At 69.8% G+C, this 22,647-nt stretch carries 25 protein-coding genes; 8 read left to right on the top strand and 17 right to left on the bottom strand.

Features of this window, described 5'->3' with window-relative positions:
* The first annotated feature begins 30 nt into the window (after positions 1–30).
* The 3 genes from E3U25_RS10290 to E3U25_RS10280 are packed head-to-tail and all read left to right on the top strand — an operon-like array spanning position 31 to position 4,076.
* Positions 31–672, top strand: a complete 642-nt coding sequence (locus E3U25_RS10290; protein ID WP_116220477.1) for a glutathione S-transferase family protein — start codon at positions 31–33, stop codon at positions 670–672.
* Complete coding sequence (locus tag E3U25_RS10285) at positions 669–1,880, top strand: acetyl-CoA C-acetyltransferase (protein ID WP_116220478.1); 1,212 nt, start codon at positions 669–671, stop codon at positions 1,878–1,880. The genes E3U25_RS10290 and E3U25_RS10285 overlap by 4 nt, the downstream gene beginning before the upstream one ends.
* A 12-nt stretch (positions 1,881–1,892) precedes the next feature.
* Positions 1,893–4,076: a 3-hydroxyacyl-CoA dehydrogenase NAD-binding domain-containing protein gene (locus tag E3U25_RS10280; RefSeq protein ID WP_116220479.1), complete on the top strand. Its 2,184-nt coding sequence runs from the start codon at positions 1,893–1,895 to the stop codon at positions 4,074–4,076.
* A 226-nt stretch (positions 4,077–4,302) separates the two neighbouring features.
* Here the strand turns inward: E3U25_RS10280 and E3U25_RS10275 are convergent, their stop codons facing one another.
* Together E3U25_RS10275 and nth are read right to left on the bottom strand one after the other, a co-directional pair.
* Positions 4,303–5,310 carry an adenosine kinase gene (locus E3U25_RS10275; RefSeq protein ID WP_036756234.1) on the bottom strand — a complete coding sequence of 336 codons (1,008 nt, stop codon included), beginning with the start codon at positions 5,308–5,310 and terminating at the stop codon, positions 4,303–4,305.
* On the bottom strand, positions 5,307–5,975 hold the full coding sequence (gene nth, locus E3U25_RS10270) for an endonuclease III (RefSeq protein WP_051419489.1): 669 nt from the start codon (positions 5,973–5,975) through the stop codon (positions 5,307–5,309). Before nth ends, E3U25_RS10275 begins: the two co-directional genes overlap by 4 nt.
* A 101-nt stretch (positions 5,976–6,076) precedes the next feature.
* On the opposite strand from nth, the gene E3U25_RS10265 reads away from it, so the two are divergent.
* Positions 6,077–6,673 (top strand): methylated-DNA--[protein]-cysteine S-methyltransferase, encoded by a 597-nt coding sequence (locus E3U25_RS10265; protein WP_114537669.1) that lies wholly within the window; start codon positions 6,077–6,079, stop codon positions 6,671–6,673.
* 161 nt (positions 6,674–6,834) lie between these two features.
* On the top strand, positions 6,835–7,482 hold the full coding sequence (locus E3U25_RS10260) for a YiaD family glycine zipper/OmpA-like lipoprotein (RefSeq protein WP_114537670.1): 648 nt from the start codon (positions 6,835–6,837) through the stop codon (positions 7,480–7,482).
* 171 nt (positions 7,483–7,653) lie between these two features.
* On the opposite strand, the gene E3U25_RS10255 is transcribed toward E3U25_RS10260, so the two are convergent.
* The 5 genes from E3U25_RS10255 to E3U25_RS10235 form a co-directional block, all read right to left on the bottom strand.
* Entirely contained in the window at positions 7,654–8,208 is a 555-nt protein-coding gene (locus E3U25_RS10255) for a F0F1 ATP synthase subunit B (RefSeq protein WP_036756240.1), read from the bottom strand.
* Positions 8,205–8,864 carry a F0F1 ATP synthase subunit B' gene (locus E3U25_RS10250; protein ID WP_181180816.1) on the bottom strand — a complete coding sequence of 220 codons (660 nt, stop codon included), beginning with the start codon at positions 8,862–8,864 and terminating at the stop codon, positions 8,205–8,207. The genes E3U25_RS10255 and E3U25_RS10250 overlap by 4 nt, the downstream gene beginning before the upstream one ends.
* 77 nt (positions 8,865–8,941) lie before the next feature.
* Positions 8,942–9,175, bottom strand: a complete 234-nt coding sequence (locus E3U25_RS10245; protein ID WP_010394077.1) for a F0F1 ATP synthase subunit C — start codon at positions 9,173–9,175, stop codon at positions 8,942–8,944.
* A 58-nt stretch (positions 9,176–9,233) separates the two neighbouring features.
* The gene (locus tag E3U25_RS10240; protein WP_036756242.1) at positions 9,234–9,980 is read right to left on the bottom strand and encodes a F0F1 ATP synthase subunit A; all 747 of its coding nucleotides are present in this window, start codon (positions 9,978–9,980) and stop codon (positions 9,234–9,236) included.
* A gap of 2 nt (positions 9,981–9,982) precedes the next feature.
* Positions 9,983–10,324, bottom strand: a complete 342-nt coding sequence (locus E3U25_RS10235) for an AtpZ/AtpI family protein (protein ID WP_036756244.1) — start codon at positions 10,322–10,324, stop codon at positions 9,983–9,985.
* A 185-nt stretch (positions 10,325–10,509) separates the two neighbouring features.
* On the opposite strand from E3U25_RS10235, the gene E3U25_RS10230 reads away from it, so the two are divergent.
* Positions 10,510–10,866: an ArsR/SmtB family transcription factor gene (locus E3U25_RS10230; protein ID WP_036756246.1), complete on the top strand. Its 357-nt coding sequence runs from the start codon at positions 10,510–10,512 to the stop codon at positions 10,864–10,866.
* 55 nt (positions 10,867–10,921) lie between these two features.
* Here the strand turns inward: E3U25_RS10230 and E3U25_RS10225 are convergent, their stop codons facing one another.
* Complete coding sequence (locus E3U25_RS10225) at positions 10,922–12,523, bottom strand: bifunctional metallophosphatase/5'-nucleotidase (RefSeq protein ID WP_116220480.1); 1,602 nt, start codon at positions 12,521–12,523, stop codon at positions 10,922–10,924.
* A gap of 133 nt (positions 12,524–12,656) precedes the next feature.
* Between E3U25_RS10225 and E3U25_RS10220 the strand changes: the two genes are divergently transcribed.
* Positions 12,657–12,989: a DUF952 domain-containing protein gene (locus E3U25_RS10220; RefSeq protein WP_072462128.1), complete on the top strand. Its 333-nt coding sequence runs from the start codon at positions 12,657–12,659 to the stop codon at positions 12,987–12,989.
* Positions 12,986–14,044: a quinone-dependent dihydroorotate dehydrogenase gene (locus tag E3U25_RS10215; RefSeq protein WP_116220481.1), complete on the top strand. Its 1,059-nt coding sequence runs from the start codon at positions 12,986–12,988 to the stop codon at positions 14,042–14,044. Before E3U25_RS10220 ends, E3U25_RS10215 begins: the two co-directional genes overlap by 4 nt.
* Here the strand turns inward: E3U25_RS10215 and cysE are convergent.
* From cysE to E3U25_RS10170, 9 genes are all read right to left on the bottom strand, one after another.
* Positions 14,041–14,880 carry a serine O-acetyltransferase gene (gene cysE, locus E3U25_RS10210; RefSeq protein WP_114537672.1) on the bottom strand — a complete coding sequence of 280 codons (840 nt, stop codon included), beginning with the start codon at positions 14,878–14,880 and terminating at the stop codon, positions 14,041–14,043. The two genes, E3U25_RS10215 and cysE, sit on opposite strands and share 4 nt — an antisense overlap.
* 62 nt (positions 14,881–14,942) lie before the next feature.
* On the bottom strand, positions 14,943–15,665 hold the full coding sequence (locus E3U25_RS10205; protein WP_114537673.1) for a DUF2793 domain-containing protein: 723 nt from the start codon (positions 15,663–15,665) through the stop codon (positions 14,943–14,945).
* The gene (locus E3U25_RS10200; protein WP_116220482.1) at positions 15,658–19,548 is read right to left on the bottom strand and encodes a baseplate multidomain protein megatron; all 3,891 of its coding nucleotides are present in this window, start codon (positions 19,546–19,548) and stop codon (positions 15,658–15,660) included. Before E3U25_RS10200 ends, E3U25_RS10205 begins: the two co-directional genes overlap by 8 nt.
* A 15-nt stretch (positions 19,549–19,563) precedes the next feature.
* Positions 19,564–19,989 (bottom strand): NlpC/P60 family protein, encoded by a 426-nt coding sequence (locus tag E3U25_RS10195; protein WP_116220483.1) that lies wholly within the window; start codon positions 19,987–19,989, stop codon positions 19,564–19,566.
* Positions 19,986–20,804: a DUF2163 domain-containing protein gene (locus E3U25_RS10190; RefSeq protein WP_116220484.1), complete on the bottom strand. Its 819-nt coding sequence runs from the start codon at positions 20,802–20,804 to the stop codon at positions 19,986–19,988. Before E3U25_RS10190 ends, E3U25_RS10195 begins: the two co-directional genes overlap by 4 nt.
* Complete coding sequence (locus E3U25_RS10185; RefSeq protein ID WP_116220485.1) at positions 20,801–21,433, bottom strand: DUF2460 domain-containing protein; 633 nt, start codon at positions 21,431–21,433, stop codon at positions 20,801–20,803. Before E3U25_RS10185 ends, E3U25_RS10190 begins: the two co-directional genes overlap by 4 nt.
* 3 nt (positions 21,434–21,436) lie before the next feature.
* Positions 21,437–22,099, bottom strand: a complete 663-nt coding sequence (locus tag E3U25_RS10180; protein ID WP_036760248.1) for a phage tail tape measure protein — start codon at positions 22,097–22,099, stop codon at positions 21,437–21,439.
* A gap of 24 nt (positions 22,100–22,123) precedes the next feature.
* On the bottom strand, positions 22,124–22,333 hold the full coding sequence (locus E3U25_RS10175) for a phage tail assembly chaperone (protein ID WP_036760250.1): 210 nt from the start codon (positions 22,331–22,333) through the stop codon (positions 22,124–22,126).
* The gene (locus tag E3U25_RS10170; protein WP_036760252.1) at positions 22,330–22,647 is read right to left on the bottom strand and encodes a gene transfer agent family protein; all 318 of its coding nucleotides are present in this window, start codon (positions 22,645–22,647) and stop codon (positions 22,330–22,332) included. Before E3U25_RS10170 ends, E3U25_RS10175 begins: the two co-directional genes overlap by 4 nt.

Raw genomic sequence — 22,647 nt, 5'->3', positions numbered from 1 at the left:
CCGGCGCCAAGTCGAAGGAAAGGAAACAGCATGACCGCCCAGCTTCACTGCTTCGGAGAATCCGGCCATTCCTACAAGGTGGCGCTGATGATGCAGCTGACCGGTCATCCCTGGCAGCCGGTCTTCGTGGATTTCTTCGGCGGCGCCATGCGCGGCGCCGACTATCGCGCCTTGAACGGGATGGGCGAGGCGCCGGTCTACGTCGAGGACGGCCTGACCCTGGCCCAGTCGGGCGCGATCCTGCTGCACCTGGCCGAAAGGACCGGGCGCTTCATGGACGGCGACCGGAGCGAGATCCTGCGCTGGCTGTTCTGGGACAACCACAAGGGCTCGTCGCAATTCGGCACGCTGCGCTTCCTGATGAACTTCCTGCCGCCCGAGAAACGCCCCGCCGAGGTCATCGCCTGGCTGCAGGGGCGCTGCAAGGCGGCGCTGAAGACGCTGGACGGGCATCTGGCCGGGCGCGACTGGCTGGCGGGCGACCGGCCCACCATCGCCGACCTGTCCTGTTGCAGCTATCTCTATTACCCCGAGCCCTTCGGCTTCGACCGCGCCGAATGGCCCCGGATCGACGCCTGGCTGGACCGCATCCAGGCCCTGCCCGGCTGGAAACATCCCTATGACCTGATGCCCGGCAATCCCGCGGACCGGGCCGCGAAGGAGGACGCATGACCGAAGCCTATATCTACGACGCCGCCCGCACCCCGCGCGGCAAGGGCCGCCCGGACGGCAGCCTGCACGAAGTCACCTCGGTCGCGCTTTCCGCCCGGCTGCTGAATGCCGTCAAGGAGCGCAACGGGCTCGAGGGCCATGCCGTCGAGGACGTGATCTGGGGCAATGTCACCCAGGTCAAGGAACAGGGCGGCTGCCTCGCCCGCTCGGCAGTGCTGGAATCCGACCTGGACGAGTCGATCCCCGGCCTCGCCATCAACCGCTTCTGCGCCTCGGGCATGGAGGCGGTGAACCTGGCCGCGAACCAGGTCAGGGGCGGCGCAGGCGACGCCTATATCGCCGGCGGCGTCGAGATGATGGGCCGCGTCGCCATGGGCAGCGACGGCGCCGCCATCGCCGTGGACCCCAGCCTGACCTTCAAGACCTATTTCGTCCCGCAGGGCATCAGCGCCGACATCATCGCCACCGAATACGGCTTTACCCGCGAAGAGGCCGATGCCCTTGCCGTCGAGAGCCAGCGCCGCGCCGCCATCGCCTGGGATGAGGACCGCTTCGCCAGGTCCATCGTGCCGGTCAGGGACCAGAACGGCCTGACCATCCTCGACCGCGACGAATACATGCGCCCCGGCACCACGCTGGAGGATCTGGCCAAGCTGAAGGCCAGCTTCAAGGAGATGGGCGAGTCCATGCCCGGCTTCGACAAGGTGGCGATGCTGAAATACCCGCATCTGGACCGCATCGAGCATATCCACCACGCGGGCAATAGCTCGGGCATTGTGGACGGCGCCGCTGCCGTGCTGATCGGCAATGCGGAATTCGGCAAGGCGCATGGGCTCAAGCCCCGCGCCCGCATCCGCGCCACCGCCAAGATCGGCACCGACCCGACCATCATGCTGACCGGCCCGGTGCCGGTGACGGAAAAGATCCTGCGCGACGCAGGCATGGCGATCAGCGACATCGACCTCTTTGAGGTGAACGAGGCCTTCGCCTCGGTCGTGCTGCGCTTCATGCAGGCCTTCCAGGTCGATCCCGCCGTGGTCAACGTCAATGGCGGCGCCATCGCCCTGGGCCACCCGCTGGGCGCCACCGGCGCCATCATCATCGGCACGCTGCTCGACGAGCTGGAGCGGCAGGACAAGACCGTGGGCCTCGCCACGCTCTGCATCGCGTCCGGCATGGGCGCGGCCACCATCATCGAGCGCGTCTGAGCGGAGGGGAAGATGACCGATTTCACCATGGATAAAGGCGCCGACGACGTCGCCATCATCACCTGGGACGTGCCCGGCAAGTCGATGAACGTGCTGTCGCTGGACGGCGCGGCCGAATTGAACGCGCTGATCGACGAGGCCCTGGCCGACGCGGCCGTGAAGGGCATCGTCATCACCAGCGGCAAGAAGGACTTCGCCGCCGGCATGGACCTGAACGTCATCGCCGGCATGAAGCAGGGCGGCGCGCAGGCGGTCTTCGACGGGGTGATGACGCTGCACCACCTGCTGCGCAAGATCGAGCTGGCCGGCATGGACCCCAAGACGAAAAAGGGCGGCAAGCCCATCGCAGCCGCCCTGCCCGGCACGGCGCTGGGAATCGGGCTGGAGCTGCCGCTGGCCACGCATCGCATCTTTGCCGCCGAGAACCCGAAGGCCAGGATCGGCCTGCCCGAGATCATGGTCGGCATCTTCCCCGGCGCCGGCGGCACCACCCGGCTGGTGCGCAAGCTGGGCGCCATGGGCGCCGCGCCCTTCCTGCTGGAAGGCAAGCTCTCGGACCCCGCCAAGGCGAAATCCGCCGGCCTGATCGACGAGGTCGTTGCCGACCCCCTGCAAGCCGCCCGCGAATGGGTGCTGAAGGCGGGCGATGCCGACCTGGTCAAGCCCTGGGACGCCAAGGGCTACAAGATGCCGGGCGGCGAGCCCTATAGCCCTTCCGGCTTCATGACCTTCGTCGGCGCCAGCGCCATGGTGCATGGCAAGACCCTGGGCGTCTATCCGGCGGCCAAGGCCCTGCTGAGCGCCGTCTATGAAGGCGCCATGGTGCCCTTCGACACGGCGCTGAAGATCGAGGCGCGCTGGTTTACCAACGTGCTGATGAACCCCTCCAGCACGGCGATGATCCGCAGCCTCTTCATCAACAAGGAGGCGCTGGAGAAGGGCGCGAACCGCCCCGAGGCGCCGGACCAGACGGTCAGGAAACTCGGCATCCTCGGCGCCGGCATGATGGGCGCCGGCATCGCCCATGTCTCGGCCATGGCCGGGATCGAGGTGGTGCTGATCGATGCGACGCAAGAGGCGGCCGAGCGCGGCAAGTCCTATTCCACGGGCCTGCTGGACAAGGCGATCAGCCGCCGCAAATCCACCGAAGAGAAGAAGGCCGAGGTGCTTGCCCGCATCACGCCCACCACCGATTACGCCGCCCTGCAAGGCTGCGACCTGGTGGTCGAGGCAGTGTTCGAAGACCCCGCCGTCAAGGCCGAAGTCACCAAACGCGCCGAGGCGGTGATCCCGCAGGACGCGATCTTCGCCACCAACACCTCGACCCTGCCGATCAGCGAGCTGGCCAAGGCCAGCGCCCGGCCCGACCAGTTCATCGGCATCCATTTCTTCAGCCCGGTGGACAAGATGCTGCTGGTCGAGATCATCAAGGGCCGCGAAACCGGGTCGCGCGCGGTGGCCAAGGCGCTGGACTTCGTGCGCCAGATCCGCAAGACGCCCATCGTGGTCAACGACGCGCGCTTCTTCTACGCCAATCGCTGCATCATCCCCTATATCAACGAGGGCATCCGCATGGTGGCCGAAGGGGTCAGCCCCACGCTGATCGAGAACGCGGCCAAGATGATGGGCATGCCGCTGGGACCGCTGCAACTGGTGGACGAAACCTCGATCGACCTGGGCGTCAAGATCGCCAAGGCGACGCGCGCGGCCATGGGCGAGGCCTACCCGGACGGGGCGGTGGACCAGGTGATCTTCCGGCTCGCCGACCAGGGCCGGCTGGGCCGCAAGACCAAGGCCGGCTTCTACGATTATGACGAGGCCGGCAAGCGCCAGGGCTTCTGGTCGGGCCTCGCCGCCGAATGGCCCGAAGCCGACACCCAGCCCGAGCTGACCGAAATCCAGCACCGGCTGATGTTCGCGCAATCGCTGGAAGCCGTCCGCGCCCTGCAGGAAGGCGTGCTCGAGGACATCCGCGAGGGCGACGTGGGCGCCATCCTCGGCTGGGGCTTCGCGCCCTGGTCGGGCGGCCCCTTCGGCTGGCTCGACATGCTGGGCGCCCCGCGTGCGGTCGAGATCGCCGAGGATCTGGCGGCGAAATTCGGCGCCCGCTTCGCCGCGCCGCAACTGCTCAAGGACATGGCCGCGAAAGGCGAAAGCTTCTACGGCCGGACCGGCGCCGGCAACAAGGCTGCCTGAACTCTCGCGGCGGGCAGGGCCGGTTAAGCCTTGTCCGCCCGGTTGCCGGGGTATTTGAAGAACGGAGAAAAACCGGCGCCGGGCCAATTCCGCACCCCCGGCAGGAAACCCGCAACCAGGGCATTTCACCGTTTCCCGAATACTCAAAGAAAAAGCGCCGAAGGGTTCCCCCTTCCGGCACTTCTCTGTTGCCCAAATACCCCAGGGACCGCGCCCCAAGGCGCGATCAGGCCAGTTCCTCGGCCCGGAAGGCCGCGCGCAGGTCGCTTTCGGGCCGGGCGCCGACATGGCCGATGACCTCTGCTGCCGCGATGCAGCCCATCCGCCCCGCCGCCGCCAGGTCGGCGCCGATGGCCAGCCCATAGATCAGCCCGGCCGCGAACTGGTCGCCCGCCCCGGTCGCATCCACCGGCACCACGCGATGCACCGGCGCCGTTACCCGCTCGGCCCCGCGGATCAGGATCGCATCCTCGCCCGAGCGGGTGCAGATCACCGTCCCGCAATCGGCCGAGGCCAGGCGCAGCGCCTCCTCCAGATCCTCGACCTGATAGAGCGACTGCCATTCGTGGACATTGCCGATGACGTAATCCATCGGCCCCGCCACCAGCCGGCGGAAATCGGCGCGGTGACGGTCGACGCAGAACGGATCGGACAGCGCGATCCCCGCCTGCCCGCCCGCCGCGTGGCAGGCATCGGCCGCCTTCAGGAAGGCCGCCTTGCCGGCGTCCTTGTCGAAGAGATAGCCTTCCAGGAACAGCCAGTCCGCGCCGCTGAAGGTCGCGGGGTTCACGTCGTCGGGCCCCAGTTCGCCGGAAATCCCCAGGTAGGTGTTCATCGACCGCTCGCCATCCGGCGTCACGAAGATGATCGAGCGCGAGGTCGGGGCCACGTCCCCCGCCACAGGCGGGTTGACGAAGACCGTGCCCTGCGCCTCGGTCTGCTCGGCATAGCTCAGCCCCAGAGGATCGCCCGCCACCTTGCCGATGAAGGCCGTGCGCAGCCCCAGCATTCCCAGCCCCGCCAGGGTGTTCGCAACCGAGCCGCCCGGCACCAGCCGCGCCTTGCCCGCCTGCGGATCGGCCGATTGCGCCGCCATCAGGAACTCGGATCGCGCGCGGTCGACCAGCTGCATGATGCCCTTTTCCACCCCCAGCCGCGCCAGCGTCGCATCCGAGGTCGGCGCGATCACATCCATCACGGCATTGCCGATCCCGATCACGTAGGGGGTGGTCATTCGGTCTTCTCCTCATAGGGGCAGAGATCTTCGATGGGGCAGATCCGGCAACGCGGGCGCCGCGCCTGGCAGATATAGCGGCCGTGCAGGATCAGCCAGTGATGCGCGTTCTGCTGGAAGGGGACGGGGACGTTGTCCTCGATGGCGCGCTCGACCTCCTCGACGTCGCGGCCCGGCGCGATGCGGGTGCGGTTGCCGACGCGGAAGATATGCGTGTCCACCGCCTGCGCCGGAAAGTTGAACACGCTGTTCAGCACGACATTCGCCGTCTTGCGCCCGACGCCGGGCAGGGTCATCAGCGCCGCGCGCGATTGCGGCACCTCGCCGCCATATTCCTCGACCAGCCGGCGCGACAGGGCGATGACGTTCTTGGCCTTCTGGCGGTAGAGCCCGATGGTCTTGATCTCCTCGGTCAGCGCCTCGACGCCCAGCTCCAGCATCTGTTGCGGCGTGGTCACGCGCTGGAACAGCGATTTGGTCGCCTTGTTCACCCCGACATCGGTCGCCTGCGCCGACAGCGCCACCGCCACCAGCAGGGTGAAGGCATTCACATATTGCAGCTCGGTCACGGGATGCGGATTGGCCTCGCGCAGGCGCGAAAAGATCGCGACCTGGGCCGCATAGGGCAAGGCGGGGGGAAGGCGGGAAAGGGTGCTGCGTGCCATGCGCCCCCAGATGCCCTGCCCCGCCGCCATGCGCAAGCTTTCCCGTATGGATTTGGCCCGCGGTTGCGCTAGGCTGACACAGCGACAATTGCGAGTCAGGCATGACACGAACGCTTTTCTCCCTTGCCCAGCCCCAGCCGGGGCTGCGGGTCTCGATCACCACGCAGCCGGCCCAGCATGCCGGCGCGGTGCTTTGTCGCGGGCGCTTTCCGACGCCGCTCGGCACCGTGGTCGCGCTGGGGGCGGGCGGCGCGCTCTGGGCCCTGGGCTTTGCCGGTCCCATGCCCGAGGACCGGGTCGAGGCCGACCTGGTCGCCCGCTTCCCCGGCGCCCGGCTGGTCAAGGCCCCCGAGGCGCTGGCCCCCGCCATCCAGACCCTGCTGGCCGGCGAGGGCGAGATCGCCGTCCGCCTTGGCGGCACCGCGTTCCAGTTGCAGGTCTGGCGTGCCCTGGCCGAAGTGCCGCCGGGACAGGTCATCAGCTATGCCATGCTGGCCGAGCGCATCGGCCGTCCGAACGCCCTGCGCGCGGTCGGCACGGCGGTCGGGCAGAACCCGGTCTCCTGGGCGATCCCCTGCCATCGCGTGACCCGCACCGACGGCCGCATCGGCGGCTATCATTGGGGCGAGGCGGTAAAGCGCGCGCTGCTTGCGCGCGAAGGCGCGAGCATCGCGCCCCGCGCCATCGCCGCTTTGTGAGCCGCGTGCCTCGATTTCCCGTCTATTCCTGTGGAGTTGGCCCGGAACCCATGCCAATGTGACCGCGTTTGGGCATCAGCCGCCGGCCCCCGGAGACGGGAAGGCCGGCCGCGTCGCAAGGACAGGCGGCGTAGGATCGCCCTGAAAAGAAAGGTGAAGGAATGAAGACCCGTATTTCGCTGCTTCTCGCCTCGGCGGGCGTGATCGCCATCAGCGCCTGCGCGCCGACCGATCCCTACGGCCAGCCCCAACAGACCAGCCGCACCCAGCAGGGCGCCATCGCCGGCGCGGTGGTGGGCGGCCTGATCGGCGCCGGCGAAAGCCGCTCGAACGCCGTGAAGGGCGCGATCATCGGCGCGACGGCGGGCGCCGTCGGCGGCTCGATCCTGGACCAGCAGCAGCGCGCGTTGCAGCAATCGCTGAACAACCCGAACATCCAGATCGTGAACCACGGCACCCATCTGTCGGTGGTGATGCCGGAAACCACGCTGTTCGCGACCGATTCCGCGGCGGTGGGGGCGCAGGGGCAGAACGATCTCTACACCATCGCCCGCAACCTCAACCAATATCCCAACAGCCGTATCCAGATCGTCGGCCATACCGACAGCACCGGCTCGGCCGCCTACAACCAGGATCTGTCCGAGCGCCGGGCGCGTTCGGTCGCGGGCATCCTGGGCGCCGGCGGCGTGTCGCAATCGCGCCTCACCACCATGGGCCGCGGCGCGACCCAGCCGGTCGCCTCGAACGACACCGCTGCCGGCCGGGCGCAGAACCGCCGCGTGGAGATCCTGATCATCCCGACCCGCTGATCGCGGCAGGGACGCCAGGCGCGGGCCGGCAGCCGAAAGGCGGCCGGCCCTTTGCTTTTGCGCCCTCGATGGGCGGAAAAGGAAAAACCCCCGAAGCGTCTCCGCCTCGGGGGTCCGGTCACTGTCCCATGGGGATGCTTGGCCGCACCCCTCTCGTTCGATTCCGCAGCCTCAGTTCAGCCGCCGGCCCACTTCCTCGATGGCCTGGTCGATGCCGGCGCTGCGCTCGGCCGGGCTGGCCTGCTTGCCCAGGATCTCGGTCGCGGCACCGATCGCCGTCTGGATAGCCCGGTCGCGCACGGCGCGCACGGCATCGGCCTCGGCGCTGGCGATCTGTTCCTCGGCGGCCTTCAGCCGGCGCTCGATCGACAGTTGCAGCGCCTTCTTGGCCTTTTCGGCTTCCGAAACCGCCTCGCGCTTGGCATTGGCGACGATCTCGTCCGCCTGGCCCTTGACCTCGCGCTGGCGGCGCTCGTAGCTCGCATAGATCTCCTGCGCTTCCTCGCGCAGGCGGCGGGCTTCGGCCAGGTCGTTGCGGATGCCCTCGGCACGCTTGTCCAGCAAGCCGCCGACGATCTGCGGCACGCGGAACCAGACCAGGATGCCGACGAACAGCAGGAAGGCCAGCGTGACGATGAAGTCGGTATTGCGCAGCGAGAAGAACGGGCCCGAAGCCGCAAGCGCCGGGCTTGCCATCAGGGCAAAGAGAACGCTCAGACGTTTCATTGCAGCGCCCCCTTCAGTCGCTGGTCGACCGCCGCATCGACCAGACCCTGGTCAACCTTGCCGCCGAAATTCTCCACCAAGGCCGCAGTCACCTCGCGGGCGACATTGCGCGCGTCCTCGATGGCCGAGGCGCGGATCTCGCCGATGCGCTTTTCGGATTCCGCCGCGCGCGCGGCGATTTCCGCATCGGCATGGGCGATGGCGGCGTCCAGTTCCTTCTGGATCTCGGCCTTGTTGGCGGCCACGATCTTGCCGGCCTCGGCGCGGGCGTCGGCCAGCGCCTTGTCATAGGCGGCCTCGGCCTCCTTGGCCTTCTGCTTGAATTCCTCGGCAGCCATCAGGTCGCCGGTGATGGCGCCCTGGCGGTCCGAGATGACGCCGCCGATGCGCGGCAGCGCGATCCGCGACAGAACCCAGTAGATCACCGCCAGGATGACCAGCAGCCAGAAGATCTGGTTGCCGAAGGTGGTGAAATCCAGTTGCGGCATGCCGGGGGCGCTGGCGGCATGGCCAGCCGCGCCATGGGCTGCATCCGCCGCGGCCACGGCATGGGCCGCATCGGCGCCATGACCCGCCGCTTCGGCGGATTCGGTGATGATCACCGTTTCAGATTCTTCGACCACGACGGGCGCGGTCTGTTGCAACAGGCTGAACATATCCTACCCCATGCCGGTCGTTTCACAATCGGGTGGGCGCGTGACGCCCCCACCCAACCGCAAGGATGGCAAAAGGATCAGACTGCGAACAGCAGCAGCAGCGCGACCAGGAACGAGAAGATGCCCAGGGCTTCCGCAAAGGCCATGCCGATGAACAGCGTGGCGGTCTGCGAGGCAGCGGCCGACGGGTTGCGCAGCGCGCCCGCCAGGTAGTTGCCGGCGACATTGCCCACCCCCATGGCGGCGCCCGCCATGCCGACGCAAGCCAGACCGGCGCCGAGATACTGTCCCAGTTGACCCAGATTTTCCATGTTCATGCTCCTTGAGGCTTTTGGAAAGGGTTTTCGTTTCAGACCTTGGCTGCCCGGCTCAGTGCGCCGGATGCAGCGCGTCCTTCAGGTAGACGCAGGTCAGGATGGTGAAGACATAGGCCTGGATCAGCGCCACCAGCACCTCGAGCCCATACATGGCGGTGATGGCGACGACCGAAACCGGCGCGATGGCGGCAATGGCGGCGAAGGCGGCAAAGACCTTGATCACCGCGTGGCCGGCCATGATGTTGCCGGCAAGTCGGATGGAATGGCTGACCGGCCGCACGAAATACGAGATCAGCTCGATCACAGCCAGCACCGGGCGCAGCGCCAGGGGCGCCGAGCTGACCCAGAACAGGCCCAGGAAATGCGCGCCGTTCTTGACGAAGCCCAGCACGGTCACGCCGACAAAGACCAGCACCGCCAGCACCGCCGTCACGGCGATATGCGAGGTCGGCGAAAAGCTTTTCGGCAGCAGGCCCAGGAAGTTCGCGAACAGGATGAAGCAGAACAGCGTCATCACATAGGGGAAGTATTTCAGCCCGTCCTTGCCGGTCACGTCCTCGACCATCTTGTGGACCATGCCGTAAAGCAGCTCGGCGATGGACTGGACGCGGTTCGGCACGATGGCCCGGCCGCGGGTGCCAAAGACCAGAAGCGCGGTGATCGCCAGCGCCGCCAGCGCCATCCACAGCGTCGCATTGGTCGGCGTGTACCAGTTCACCGGCCCTTCGCCAAACAGCGGTTTGACGACGAACTGGTCCATCGGATGGAAAACCAGACCACCTGCTTCTTCTTCTGCCATCGTCATTCACCCTTGTCGTCGCCGGGACGTCCCGGTGTCTTGCCTATCTCGTTCGCGGTCCGCATCATGGTCCTGATGCCGGCCGCCAGTCCCAGCAGCACGAAGACCACCATGAAGACCGGCTGCAGGCCGGTCAGATAGTCCAGCCCGTATCCGATCCCGAAGCCCAGGGCCAATCCCGCCACCAGCTCGGTCACCATGCGCCAGGCCATGTTGGCCTGGCTGAAATGCTCTTCCCCGCGCGAGGCCGGCTTGTCCGCCGCCTTCTTACCCAGCCGGGCCTCCAGCGCGCGCAGCCGCTCCGCGTCTCGGGATCGCGCGGCGTCATGGTCGTCCTCGGCCACGGCTCACACCCCCGTTATCGGTTGGCGCGGTGATAGGGACTCGCGCCCCCCGAGTCAAGCAAGGCCCCGGAAATTGCAACCTATTGAAAAACAAAGCTTCCGCGAAAGCCGCCCATCGCGGAAACCCGGCCTTGCGGTCCGGTGGCCATCCGCTCCATATTCAACCGGCAAGTTAAGCAAAGCCGATGCCCGCACAGCAACCCAGCCTCGACGCCATTTTCTCCGCCCTCGCCGATCCGACCCGGCGGGCGATCCTTGGCATGCTGCTGGAAGACGACATGGCGGTGACGGATGTGGCGGCGCCCTTCCAGGTCAGCCTGGCGGCGATCTCCAAGCATCTCGCCGTGCTGGCGGCCGCGGGACTGATCCGGCAGGAAAGGCGCGGGCGCATCATCTGGTGCAAGCTGGAACCCGACGGGCTGCGCAACGCCTCGGTCTGGATGCAGGGCTTCGGCCAGTTCGAGCCGGTGGACCTGGACGATTTCGAACGCTTCCTGCGCGAAGCCCTGCCGCTGGCGGATGGCGACGAAGCCAAGTCCTGATGACCCCCGAACGCAAAAAAGGGCCGGGCTTATGCCCGGCCCCTTTGCGTTCCTGTCATTTCACGGTGATGCGGCCATCCACCCGCGCCACGAAGCCCGGCCCCTGCTTGGCCAGGTATTCGGCCAGCACATCCGCCAGATCCGGCCCGAAGTCATAGGCGTTCATCGCGTTCTCGGCAAAGACCCTGTAGCCGTCGCCGCCCGCGCGCATGTAATTCTGCGAGACCACGCCATAGACCGCCTCGGGATCGATCGGCACCCAGTCCGAGCCGTCGCGCACCTGCACGTCGCTGATCCGGCTGCCCGCCGGGGCCGAGGGATCCAGCGTGTATTTCAGCCCGGCGACCTGGGCAAAGCGCCCGGCGCCCTCCTCGATCTGGCTCGCGCCGTTTTCCAGCCCCGCGACCACGTCCGCGCCCTTCAGCTGGAACGTGGACAGCGTGTTCTGGAAGGGCAGGACCGACAGCACGTCTCCCATCGTCACCACCCCCGCGGCGATCGAGGCGCGCAAGCCCCCGCCGTTCTGGATCGCGATGGTGATGCCCTGGTCCTTGACGCGTGCCAGCATGGCGTCGGCGACCAGGCTGCCCATCTCGCATTCCCGCGCCCGGCAAGTTTCCCGGCTGCCGTCGATCGGCGCCGCGATCTCGGCCACGCGCTTCTGCTTGAGTTGCTCGATGGGCGCGGCCATCTCCTTGACCCGCGCGGCCAGCTTCTCGTCCGGCGCGACCGAGCCGTCCAGCAGGATCGGCTGCCCCTCGGCCTTGACCAGCTTGCCCTCGTCGTCCCAGGTCAGGACCAGATGGCCCAGGTATTTGCCATAGGCATAGGCGGTCGCCACCGGAACCTCGGTGCCGTCCGCGCCCTTGACCATGGTCGGATAGGGACCGGCGGCACCTTCGAGCTGGCCCAGCAGCGTATGGCTATGCCCGCCGACGACCGCGTCGATCCCGGCCACCTCGGCCGCGAATTCCTGGTCGCGCCTGTAGCCGGAATGGGTCAGCGCGATGATCTTGTTCACGCCCTGCTCGGTCAGTTCCTGGACGTCGGCCTTCAGGCTGTCCATGTCGTCCATGAAGATGACCTTGTCGCCCGGCGAGGCGGTCTCGGGCGTGTCCATCGCCAGGGCCGAGACGATGCCCACCTGCTCGCCGCCGACATCCAGCACCAGCACGTCGCCGACCTTGTCCTTCAACTCGGGCGATTGCGACAGGTCCAGGTTGCCCGAGACGACCGGAAACTTCGCGCCCTCCGCCAGGATCTGCAGCCCCTGCGGCCCGTCGTCGAATTCGTGATTGCCGACCGCCATGGCGTCGAAGCCGATGGCGTTCATGAACTCGACCGTGTCCTTGCCCTTGTAGGTCGTATAGAACAGGCTGCCCTGGTACTGGTCGCCCGCGTCCAGCACGATCACGTTCTGGCCCTCGGCCTTCAGCCCGTCGCGCAGCTCGCGGATCTTGGTCGCCAGCCGCGCCACGCCGCCGAAGCACCCATCCTGCGCCTCGGTCTCGGCGTCGCAGGTGCTGTCATAGGCGTTGATCGGCTCGATCCGGCTGTGGAAATCGTTGATATGCAGGACATGCAGCGTATAACCCGCCTGCGCCGCGCCCGAAGACAGCGCGACGATCGCCGCCGAAACCATGAGCCCGCGTTTCATCTCGATCCCTCTCACCCCGAATGTCTGGATGGGCGGCAGATTGCGGGATGCCGGCCGCGGCGTCAATTGGCGAAGCCGTTGGGGCGACGCGATGCCGCTTGACGCCCCGCATCACGCGACGCATGAACCCGCCATGCTGGTTTACAAGATCTTCCGCACCGCCGAGTTCCAGGCATTCCAACGGCAGGGCCGCAGCGCCGGCGCGCCGGTGGACCTGGCGGACGGCTATGTCCACCTCTCCACCGCCGCGCAGCTGCCCGGCACCCTGTCGCGCCATTTCGCGGCCGAGGACGGGCTGCACCTGCTGGCGCTGGACGGCGACGCCCTGCCCGAGCTGCGCTGGGAACCCTCGCGCGGCGGCGATCTCTTTCCGCACCTCTACCGCGAATTGCGCATGGGCGACGTGATCTGGAGCCGCCCCCTGTCCCTCGGCCCCGCCGGCCACGACATCGGAGATCTCGCATGACCCCCATCGAGCGGCTGGGCCTTGCCGCGCTGCATCGCCTGGACCCCGAACGCGCGCATGACCTCTCGATCCTCGCCCTGCGGCTCGGGCTGGTGCCGCTGCCGGGCTGGCCCGTCACCTCCGACCGGCTGCGCACGCAGCTCGCCGGCCTCGACCTGCCGAACCCGGTGGGTCTGGCGGCCGGCTACGACAAGAACGCCCGTGCCCTGCCCGCATTGATGCGCGCGGGCTTCGGCTTCGTCGAGGTCGGCGCCGCCACCCCGCGCCCGCAGCCCGGCAACCCCAGGCCGCGCCTGTTCCGCCTGACCCAGGACCGCGCGATCATCAACCGCTTCGGCTTCAACAACGAGGGCGCGCAGGCCATCGCCGACCGGCTCGCCCAGCGCCCGCCGGGCATCCCGGTCGGGCTGAACATCGGCGCGAACAAGGACAGCGCCGACCGCAGCGCCGATTTCGCGCAGGTGGTGCGCATTGCCGGCGCCCATGCCGATTTCCTGACCGTCAACGTCTCTTCGCCCAATACCGAGAAGCTGCGCGACCTCCAGGGCCCCCAGGCGTTGTCGGCCCTGCTGCAAGGCGTGCTGGCGGCGCGCGACGCGCTGCCGAACCGCCCGCCGGTGTTCATCAAGATCGCCCCCGACCTCGACGATGCCGCGCTGGCCGACATCGCCGCCGTGGCGCTGGCCGCCCCGGTCGATGCGATCATCGCCACCAACACCACGCTTTCGCGCGACGGCCTCGCCTCGCCGCATTCCGGGGAAACCGGCGGCCTCTCCGGCGCGCCGCTCTTCGACCGCGCCACCCGCATCCTCGCCCGGCTCTATCGCGAGACGCAGGGCCGCGTGCCGCTGATCGGCGTCGGCGGCATCGGCTCGGCCGAGCAGGCATGGCAAAAGCTGCGGGCCGGCGCCTCGGCCGTCCAGATCTATTCCGCGCTGGTCTACCAGGGCTTCTCGCTGGCCGCCCGGATCGCGCGCGACCTCGACCAACGGCTCGCACGCGAAAACCTCACGCTGGCCGAGCTGACCGGCAGCGGCAACGCCGACTGGCTCTAGAACAGGTCTTCGTGGCCCAGAAGCTGGTTCATCGTGTTCGACGGGTCGGCGCAGCCCGCATCGCCCACGATCCGCGCCGGCACCCCGGCCACGGTCTTGCAGGGCGGCACCTCGGCCAAGACGACCGAGCCGGCGGCGATGCGCGAATGATGGCCGACGCGGATATTGCCCAGCACCTTGGCGCCGGCGCCGATCATCACGCCGTTGCCGATCTTGGGATGGCGGTCGCCATCCTCCTTGCCGGTGCCGCCCAGCGTCACCGAATGCAGCATCGACACATCGTTGCCGACCACCGCCGTCTCGCCGATGACGATGGAATGGGCATGGTCGATCATCACGCCCGTGCCGATCTTCGCCGCCGGGTGAATATCGACGCCGAACACTTCCGAGCAGCGCATCTGCACGAAATAGGCCATGTCGCGGCGGCCCTGCTGCCACAGCCAATGCCCGATGCGATAGGCTTGCAGCGCCTGGTAGCCCTTGAAGAACAGGATCGGCTGCATCAGCCGGTGCGTCGCCGGGTCGCGGTCATAGACCGCCAGCAGGTCCGCCTGCGCCGCCGCCGACAGTTCCGGCGCGCGGGCAAAGGCATCGTCGGCGATCTCGCGCAGGATCTGCTCGCTCATCTCGCGCGAGGCGAGCTTCAGCGAAAAGCGATAGGCCAGCGCCGCCTCGAATGTGGCATGATGCAGCAGCCCGGCATGGATCAGCGCGCCCAGCAGGGGCTCGTCGCGCACGGCGATCCGCGCCTCGCGCTGGATGCGGCCCCAGACCGAATCGCGCGGGGCATCGCGCGCGTCGGACAGCGGCTCGATCATGTCTTTCTGCAAGTTCATACGGGCGCCCGTCAGTTTCACCCGCCGAGTCTAGCGGAAACCGGCGGGCGCGAAAAGTCCGCTCAATCCGGCAGCCGCAATTCCCACCAATGCAGCACGATGCGCACCTTGCCGCCGGCGAACTGCCCGCCCGCGGCCGTCAGCCGCAGGGGCGCAGGCTCCCAGAACACCACGGGCGGCGAGGCAAGCCCCCGCGCCCAGGAGCCCTGCGCCTTGCCCAGCCCGTGACCGAATCGCGTCAGGCTGTCCGAACTGCCCGCCGTGCCCAGCGACCAGGATGTCGCGCTGCCGGTGATCGCCTCCAGCACCCGCGCCGTGGCGCCGATGACCAGCGCGCCGGACGGCACGGCCATCGCCGTCTCGAACCACGCGCCCGCGCCCAGCGTCACATCCTCGTCAAGCTGCCGCGCCAGCAGGCCCGAGCCGTGCTGGCCCAGGGTGATGGCGCCGGGCACCCAGGCCGCCCCGCCATGGATCGCCACCACCCCCTGGTCGGCGACCAGCGCCCGCCGGCCGAAACCCGGCTCGACAAAGACCCAGCCGCCGTTCGCGCCGATGGCGATCTTGCCGCCCTGCCCCTCCCAGGCGTTGACCGCGCCCTGCGGCACGCCCCAGCACAGCCCGTCCACCACCGTCTCGGGCGGGGTGATGCGGGTCAGGCTTTGCAGCACCAGGTCCACCTGCCCGTCCAGCCGCATCAGCGCCTCGTTCACCGTGACATGTTTCTGCGCCTGCGCCGGCATCAGCAGCGGCAGGGCGCAATTCGCGGTCGTGTTCTCAGACATGGATCATCCTCCTTGCATGGGGCCCGGCCCCGAACGTGTCGGAAAGCTGGGCGACCTCGACGGCAAAGCCGCCGCCCGCCGCGGCCTGGGCCCAGACGCCCTCAGGCACCGCCCAGCGCGGCTCGGCCAGCACGGCCTCGGCCAGCACCTGCCCGTCCCGGACCAGCCGGGCGGCGTAACGCTCCTGCGCCTCGCCCAGCGGCACGTCCGGCCCGTCCCAGCCGTCGCCCTGTATCCGCGTGCGCCGCACCCAGGTCACGACCCGGCCGCGGACCTCCAGGTGGCAGGGCGACAGCGGCCGCAGCCCGGCGCCGCGGAACGCCGCGGCGACGTGGCGATAGCTGGGGTCGTCCGGGCTGCGCGTGGCCGGCCCGATGCGCCAATGCCGCAGCTGGTTGCGGGCCGAGGGCGCCAGCTCCACCTGCGCCGCCGCCCCGTCCAGCAGCACCGCCACGCTGCCCGCCGGCCAGACCGCCGGCATGAAGGCATCCGTCCCCGCCTGCCCGCGCAGCCGCATCGAGATCTCCCATAGCCCGGCCGAAACCAGCCGCGCCTCGGCGAATTGCAAAAGCTCCCAGCCCTCGGCCGAGCCGTCGCCGATCGCCAGCAGGTTCGCGCCCGCCAGCAGCGCCTCGACCCCGGCCGAGCGCAGGTTGCCGCCCTTGACCCGCAGCCGCAGCGCCGGCCCGCGGTCCCAGACCCCCGGCCGCGCCGCCGAAAGCGGCCCTTCCGTCACCCCCATGACCGAAGGCTCGGCCAGCGTCGCGTTCAGCGCATAGCCCCCCGCCTCCTCGGTCGAGACCCAGGCCGCCGCCGCCCCCGGCCAGGGCGTCGCCGTCACCGCCAGATGCGGCGCATGCGCCACCTCGTCGCCGCGCAGCAGCGGCAAGTCCAGGAACACCGGCCAGACCGGGATCGGCGGCACGAAGGGGCGCAGCGCCGCCTCGCCCTCGACCACGCGGGCCGGGCGATAGACCCCCGGCTCGACCCGCACCGCGTCCACCGTGATCGCGCCCGCGCGCTCGATGCGGTCGATGCGCCAGCGCTTGGCCTCGGCCGACCCCTCGGCCAGCCGCACCACGTCCCCCGGCCCCAGATGCCCCAGCGAGGGCGGCAGGGCAAAGCGCACCGCGTCCCGCGCCACCGCCGCCTCCGACAGCCAGCGTTCCGCCAGCGCCCGCCCCTCGCCGCGGGTCAGCGCCATCGCCAGCTCGCTGTCCGAGACCGCCAGGAACTCGGCCCCCGGCATCACCGTCTCGGCCGTGCGCGCGGCATAATCGCCGCCCGCCTCGACATGGGTCAGCCGGATGCGGCCCACCATCTCGGCATCGGCGGCGCGCGAAACCTCGACGGCCGCGACCTCCTCGGCCAGCGCCATGTCCTCCGGCCCCAGCTCGGCATCGACCCGCGCGCCGCGCATGACAAAGCGCAGGACGCCGTCGCGCTCGACCGCGTCGAACCCATGCGCCAGCATCAGCGGTTGCAGCGCCGCCCGCCCCGTCTCGGCCCCCGACAGCGCATAGCCGCGCACCAGCCCGCGCAGCGCCTCGGCGTCGAATGCCCGCACCCCCGCCTCGCGGCAGATCTCGGCCACCACATCGGCCAGCGGCACCGCGCCGGCGCGACCGTTGAGCCAGTGCCCGCGCTCCCATGCCGGGCCGTCCGACCACAGGTCCAGGCGCGCCGGGAACGCCGGATAGGGCCGCGCGTCCCAGCACCAGACATGCGCGCGCGCCATGTCCACCATCCGCCCCGCCCCGGTCCGCCCGAACGCCGCCCGCGCCGGATTGTTCGCCGGATCGCCCCAGAACCCGGTCATCGCCCGCACATAGGCCGCCTGCACCAGGTCGTCCCGCCGCCCGTCCGAGAAATACGGCAGCATGGATTCCGAACTCATCGCATCCAGGAACTTGTTGGGCTGGTTCGTGCCCTTGTCCAGCGCGGCGCAGCCCATCTCCGTGAACCACACCGGCTTGCTGCCCGGCACCCAGGCCGAGGGCTGCGCCCGCCGCACCCCGCCGATGCGGTCGTGATGCGCGTTCTGCCACCAGCCGCGGATGTCCTTGTAGCGCCAGATCCAATGCTCGTGATGCGGGCCGTCATGAATTGCCGTGCGTCGCTGCGCCTGCCGGTCGGCATCGCTGGCGTAATACCAGTCGTAGCCCTCGCCGCCGGCGACATTGGCCAGCAGATAGGCCGGATCATCGATCCGCCCGTGACGGGCGTCCAGGTGATCCTCGCCCTCGCGCCAGTCCGACAGCGGCATGTAATTGTCGATGCCGATGAAGTCGATGTTCTCGTCGGCCCAAAGCGGATCCAGGTGGAAATGCACGTCGCCGTTGCCGGGATGATGGCCGAAATATTCCGACCAGTCGGCGGCATAGCCGACCTTGACCCCCTCGCCCAGGATACCGCGCACATCCGCCGCCAGCCGCCGCAACTCCTGCACGGCCGGAAAGGAATGCCCGGCCGCCATGATCGTCGTCAGCCCGACCATCTCGGACCCGATCAGGAAGGCGTCGATCCCGCCCGCGGCCGCGCAAAGATGCGCGTAATGCAGGATGAACCGGCGATAGGACCACTCGGCCGGCCCGTCGTAACCGATCACCGAACCGTCGCGGGTGAAATCCCCGGCCTCGGCCGTGCCGAAGAACCGCGCCACCTCCTCGGCGGCCTCGGCGGTGCCCACGGGACTGCCCTCGCGCCCCGGCGCGACGCTGGCGGTGATGCGCCCGCGCCAGGGCATGACCGGCTGGTCCGAGGCCCCGCTCCAGGGATCGGGCCGGCCGTTCCCCGCCAGCTGCTCCATCAGGATGAAGGGATAGAACACCGCCTTGCGCCCGCTTTCGCCGATCGCCCGCAGCGCCTCGACGACCGAGCCGTCGGCGGGCGTGCCGCCATAGATCGGCCGCCCGTCCACCCGCGCCACCGCCTGCGCCTCATCGCGCCCGATGCCGCCGGCCCGCCAGGCCATCCCCTGGCCATCGCGCGACAGATCCTCGACCTTGGGCCGAACCGTGCATTCGCCGGCCCGCAGATCGTCGCCGAACCAGGACACCACCAGCGAGACCGAGCCGACACGCGGCAGTTCCCGCCCCAGGGTCGCCATCGAGGCCAGGAAGTCCGTCGCCCCCAGCGCGCTGTTGTGGTTGGCGACCTGCATCTCGCCCAGGCCCATGTCATAGCGGACCGGCGTCGTCGCCAGCGCATATTCGCCGGTGCCGGGGATCATGGCCACCGCCCGCACCTCGCGCGACAGGCCCCGCCCCTGCCTGGCCGCCCGCACCACCTCGAAGGACAGCTGCGGCACCCGGTTGCCCCAGGTCTCCAGCGCCAGATCCTCCAGCACGACATAGGCCAGGCCGCGATAGGCCGGGGCCGCCTCGCCCTCCTCGGCCGCAATGGCCGGGTCGGGCAGCTGCTCTTCGTCGCCCAGGTAAACCCGCATGTTCAGCGCATCGGCCGAGACCTCCTCGCCATCCGCCCAGATGCGCCCGACCCCCAGGATCGGCCCCTCGCACAGCGCCAGCGCCAGGCTTGCCCGATAGCCGATCTCGGTCACGCGCGGGCCCGAGCCCTTGCCGCCGCCATGGCTGCGCCGGGTCTCGACCAGCGGGCCGGCCCAGATCGCATGGCCCGGCACCCGCATCTGCCCCCAGATGCGCGCGATCGGCGTGCCCTCGCCCGCGGTCTGGATGCGCATCCGGTCCACGCGGCCGGTCTCGACCGCCTTCGAGCCGCCGCCCAGCAGGCGCTGGTCGATCATCCGGCCCAGGCTTGCGCCCACCGCCCGGCCGATGACGGCGCCCGAAAGCCCCAGAACCGTGCCGCCAAAGCCCGCACCCAGCGAGGCACCCACCGCCGCCAGCAGAATCGTCGCCATTGCTTTCCCTTTTCCCTATAGCGGCGGAAACCGGAACCGCCCGGCGATCCGCGCCCGCCACGGCGCCGACAGCGGGCTTTCCACCACGCCATGCCGGTCATAGGCATGCACGAAGCTGGCCCGCTCGCCGATGTCCGCCACTATTCCCATATGCTTGGCCGGCGCCCCGGCCCGCATGCGAAAGACCAGCACGTCGCCCGGCCGCTCGTCGGGCGCGGGCCGCAGCAGCCGCCCGGCCCCGCCCAGCAGCAGCTCGGCCCCGCCGACCTCGCCCCAGTCGGGCGTATAGGCCGGCATGGCCTCGGGCTCGGCGCCGCACAATTCGCGCCACACCCCCCGCACCAGCCCCAGGCAATCCGTCCCCGCCCCCTTGACCGAGCCCTGATGCACATAGGGCGTGCCGATCCAGGCCCGCGCCGCCCGAACGACGGCCGCGCTCATCGGTTCACCTTGGGCGCGATCAGCCAGTCCTCGGGCGGCAGGTGCGGAAAGCCGCGAAAGTTCAGGTAGTTCAGGAACTTCATCCGGCAGGTCTCGGCCCGCTTGTCGCAACCCGCCTCCAGCCGCACCCGGTCGCCCGCGGCGGGCCGGATACCCAGCGCGGTCCACAACTCGACCTCGCGCCGCGCGCCGGGCAGGGCGGCATCCGCCTTGACCAGGCCCGACAGCCCCTCGGCCGCGCCGGTCAGCACGACCAGCCGGCCATGCTCGAACCAGCCGCCGTCATGGCCCGCGATGCCCGACAGCGCCAGCCGGCCCTCGTCCTCGGCCTCGACCACGCCCTCGGCCGAATAGCCGGCTCGCGCCAGGTCGAACCGGCACTGCCCGTCCCCCAGCATGGCCGAGCAGCGCGGATGATAGACCCGCCCCTGCGCCCGGTTCAGCGGCTCGGACAGGCCGCGCAGCTCGGCGCGGAACGCCGCGCCGCTGCGCACCACCTCGCCCAGATGGCCGCGAAAGACCAGCCGGCGGTTCGCGCTGTCGGTCCAGTCCACCTCCCACAGGCGCACATCGGCGCCGTCCCAGCGCCCGGCCATCAGGTCGCGCTCGGTGATGGCGCTGTCCGACAGCGCCCCCACCGCCTCGCTGTTGTCCACCGACAGGCCAAGGCCCTGCACCAGCGCCCGCGCGCTCAGCCCGCTGTCGGGCCGGAAGGTCACGCCGTCGAAGGACAGCGCCAGGTCGTGGTCGGTAAAGCCCAGCACCAGCCCGTCGCGCCGCGCGACCGCCCAGGCCCGCGCAATCGTCTCGGTCATGCCCGCACCTCCACCACCGGCACCTGCGGCAGGTCGCCCGCCTGGAAGGACGCGACCGAGACCGCGATCCGGTCGGTGTCGAAGCGCACCGGCACGTCGAACTCGAACCCCGCCGTGACCACGGCCCCCGGCTCGGGCGGCGCGGCGAAACTGACCACGCCCGTCGCCCAGTCCACCGCGAAATCCACCCCGGCGCGCAGCTCGACATTCCCGGCCCCGGCCAGCACCGTGCCCTGGACCGGCTTCGCCACCGGCCGCCAATAGCGCGCCGGACCCGAGGCATAGGCCTTGCGCAGCGCAAACTCGCGCCGCATCCCGTCGCCCATGCCGATCTCCTGGTCCTGGAAGCTCACCGCCGAGCTTGGCGCGCAGGACTTGCAATCGGCCCAATCCTTCCAGCGAAACCCGTGCATCTGCCCGGCCCGCGCCTCGAAAAAGGCGATCAGCGCCGCCACATCGTCCAGCGAGCGCAAGCCCAGCCCGGCGTCATAGCGCCGCCGCGAATGCGCCCAGGGCGTGCGCCGCTCCTCGTGGCCGTTGGTCAGCGCGACGATTTCCGTCCGCCGCTCCGGCCCCCCGACCGAGCCGAAGGACAGGTTCGCCGGGAACCTGATCTCGTGAAATGCCATGGCTCACCCGTTCCTTTCCCCGCGCGCCAGCAGCCGGCCCATCTGGGCGGCGATCTGGCTCTGGCTGCGCTGGAACCCCGCCACGTCGGGGGTCGAGACGTTGAAGGTCACGCTGACCGGCCGCCCCCCGCCCTGGGCCGCGACCCCCAGCCGCCCGTCCGCGCCGCGGCGCAAGGGCATGATCGCCTCGGCCCCGGCCTCGCCCATCAGCCCGGTCGCGCCGCGCATCGGGAAATAGGTCGGCTGGCTCACCACGCCCCCCTTGGCAAAGGGCATCACCCGCCCCTGCGCGAAGGCGGCGCCATCCGCAAAGGGCAGCGCCGCCGAGACCATGCCGTTCACCCCCTGCGCGATCGCCCCGGCCAGCGCCTGCTCGATCGGCTTCATCGCCACGGCGAATGCGCTGTCGGCCATGCTGCGCGCGATGCCCTTCAGCGCGTCCGACAGCTTCATGCCGTCGAAGGCCAGCCCCGAGAACGCCCGGCGCAGCCCGCTGCCGATGCCCGATGTCAGCGTGCCCACCTCGCGGTTGGTATGGACCATCGAGGCCCGCAGCCGCGCCAGTTCGGCGTCGAACTCCGCCGCCAGCCGCGCGCTCTGCTCCAGCCCCCGGCCCAGCGCGGGACCGTCCTCGTCCAGCCGGTCCAATCCGTCCTTGTTCGCCATGACGGCGCCTCCTTTTCCCTCATGCTAACCGGCGGGCCGGTCGGGATAGCGCGCGACCAGCTCGGCCAGCCGGTCGCGCGTCATCGCCGCGCCCCGCGCCTCGACGCCCAGCATCAACGCCAGCTCGGCCGGGGTCAGCGCCCAGAACTCGGCCGGCGTCAGCCCCAGCCCGCCCAGCCGCGCCGGGCCCAGGCCCATGCGCATCAGCCCCGGCCAGTCCAGCCCGCCGCTCATGCGCCCTCGATGCGAAAGGCCCGCGCCAGCAGCGCCGCCGCCGCATGGGCCGCGGCGACCGGCCCACCGCGCAGGTCCGCCGAGGCCAGCGCGTCCATGCCGCCCGGCCAGCCGCCCGCCCGCAGGCCCGCGACCAGCACCGCCATCACGTCGCGGCTGGAAAACCGCCCGCCCTCGAAGCGCTCGACCAGCGCGATCATGCTTTCCGCGCCCAGCTCGGCCTCAAGCCCGGCCAGCGCGCCCAGCGTCAGCCGGGCGACATGGCGCCGCCCGTCCAGCCAGATCTCGACCTCGCCCGCCAGCGGATTGGCCAT

Source organism: Paracoccus versutus, assembly GCF_029909795.1.
Classification (GTDB): Bacteria; Pseudomonadota; Alphaproteobacteria; order Rhodobacterales; family Rhodobacteraceae; genus Paracoccus; species Paracoccus versutus.
The sequence above is the reverse complement of the archived record's forward strand: the minus strand, read 5'-3'. Positions and strand labels throughout refer to the sequence as shown.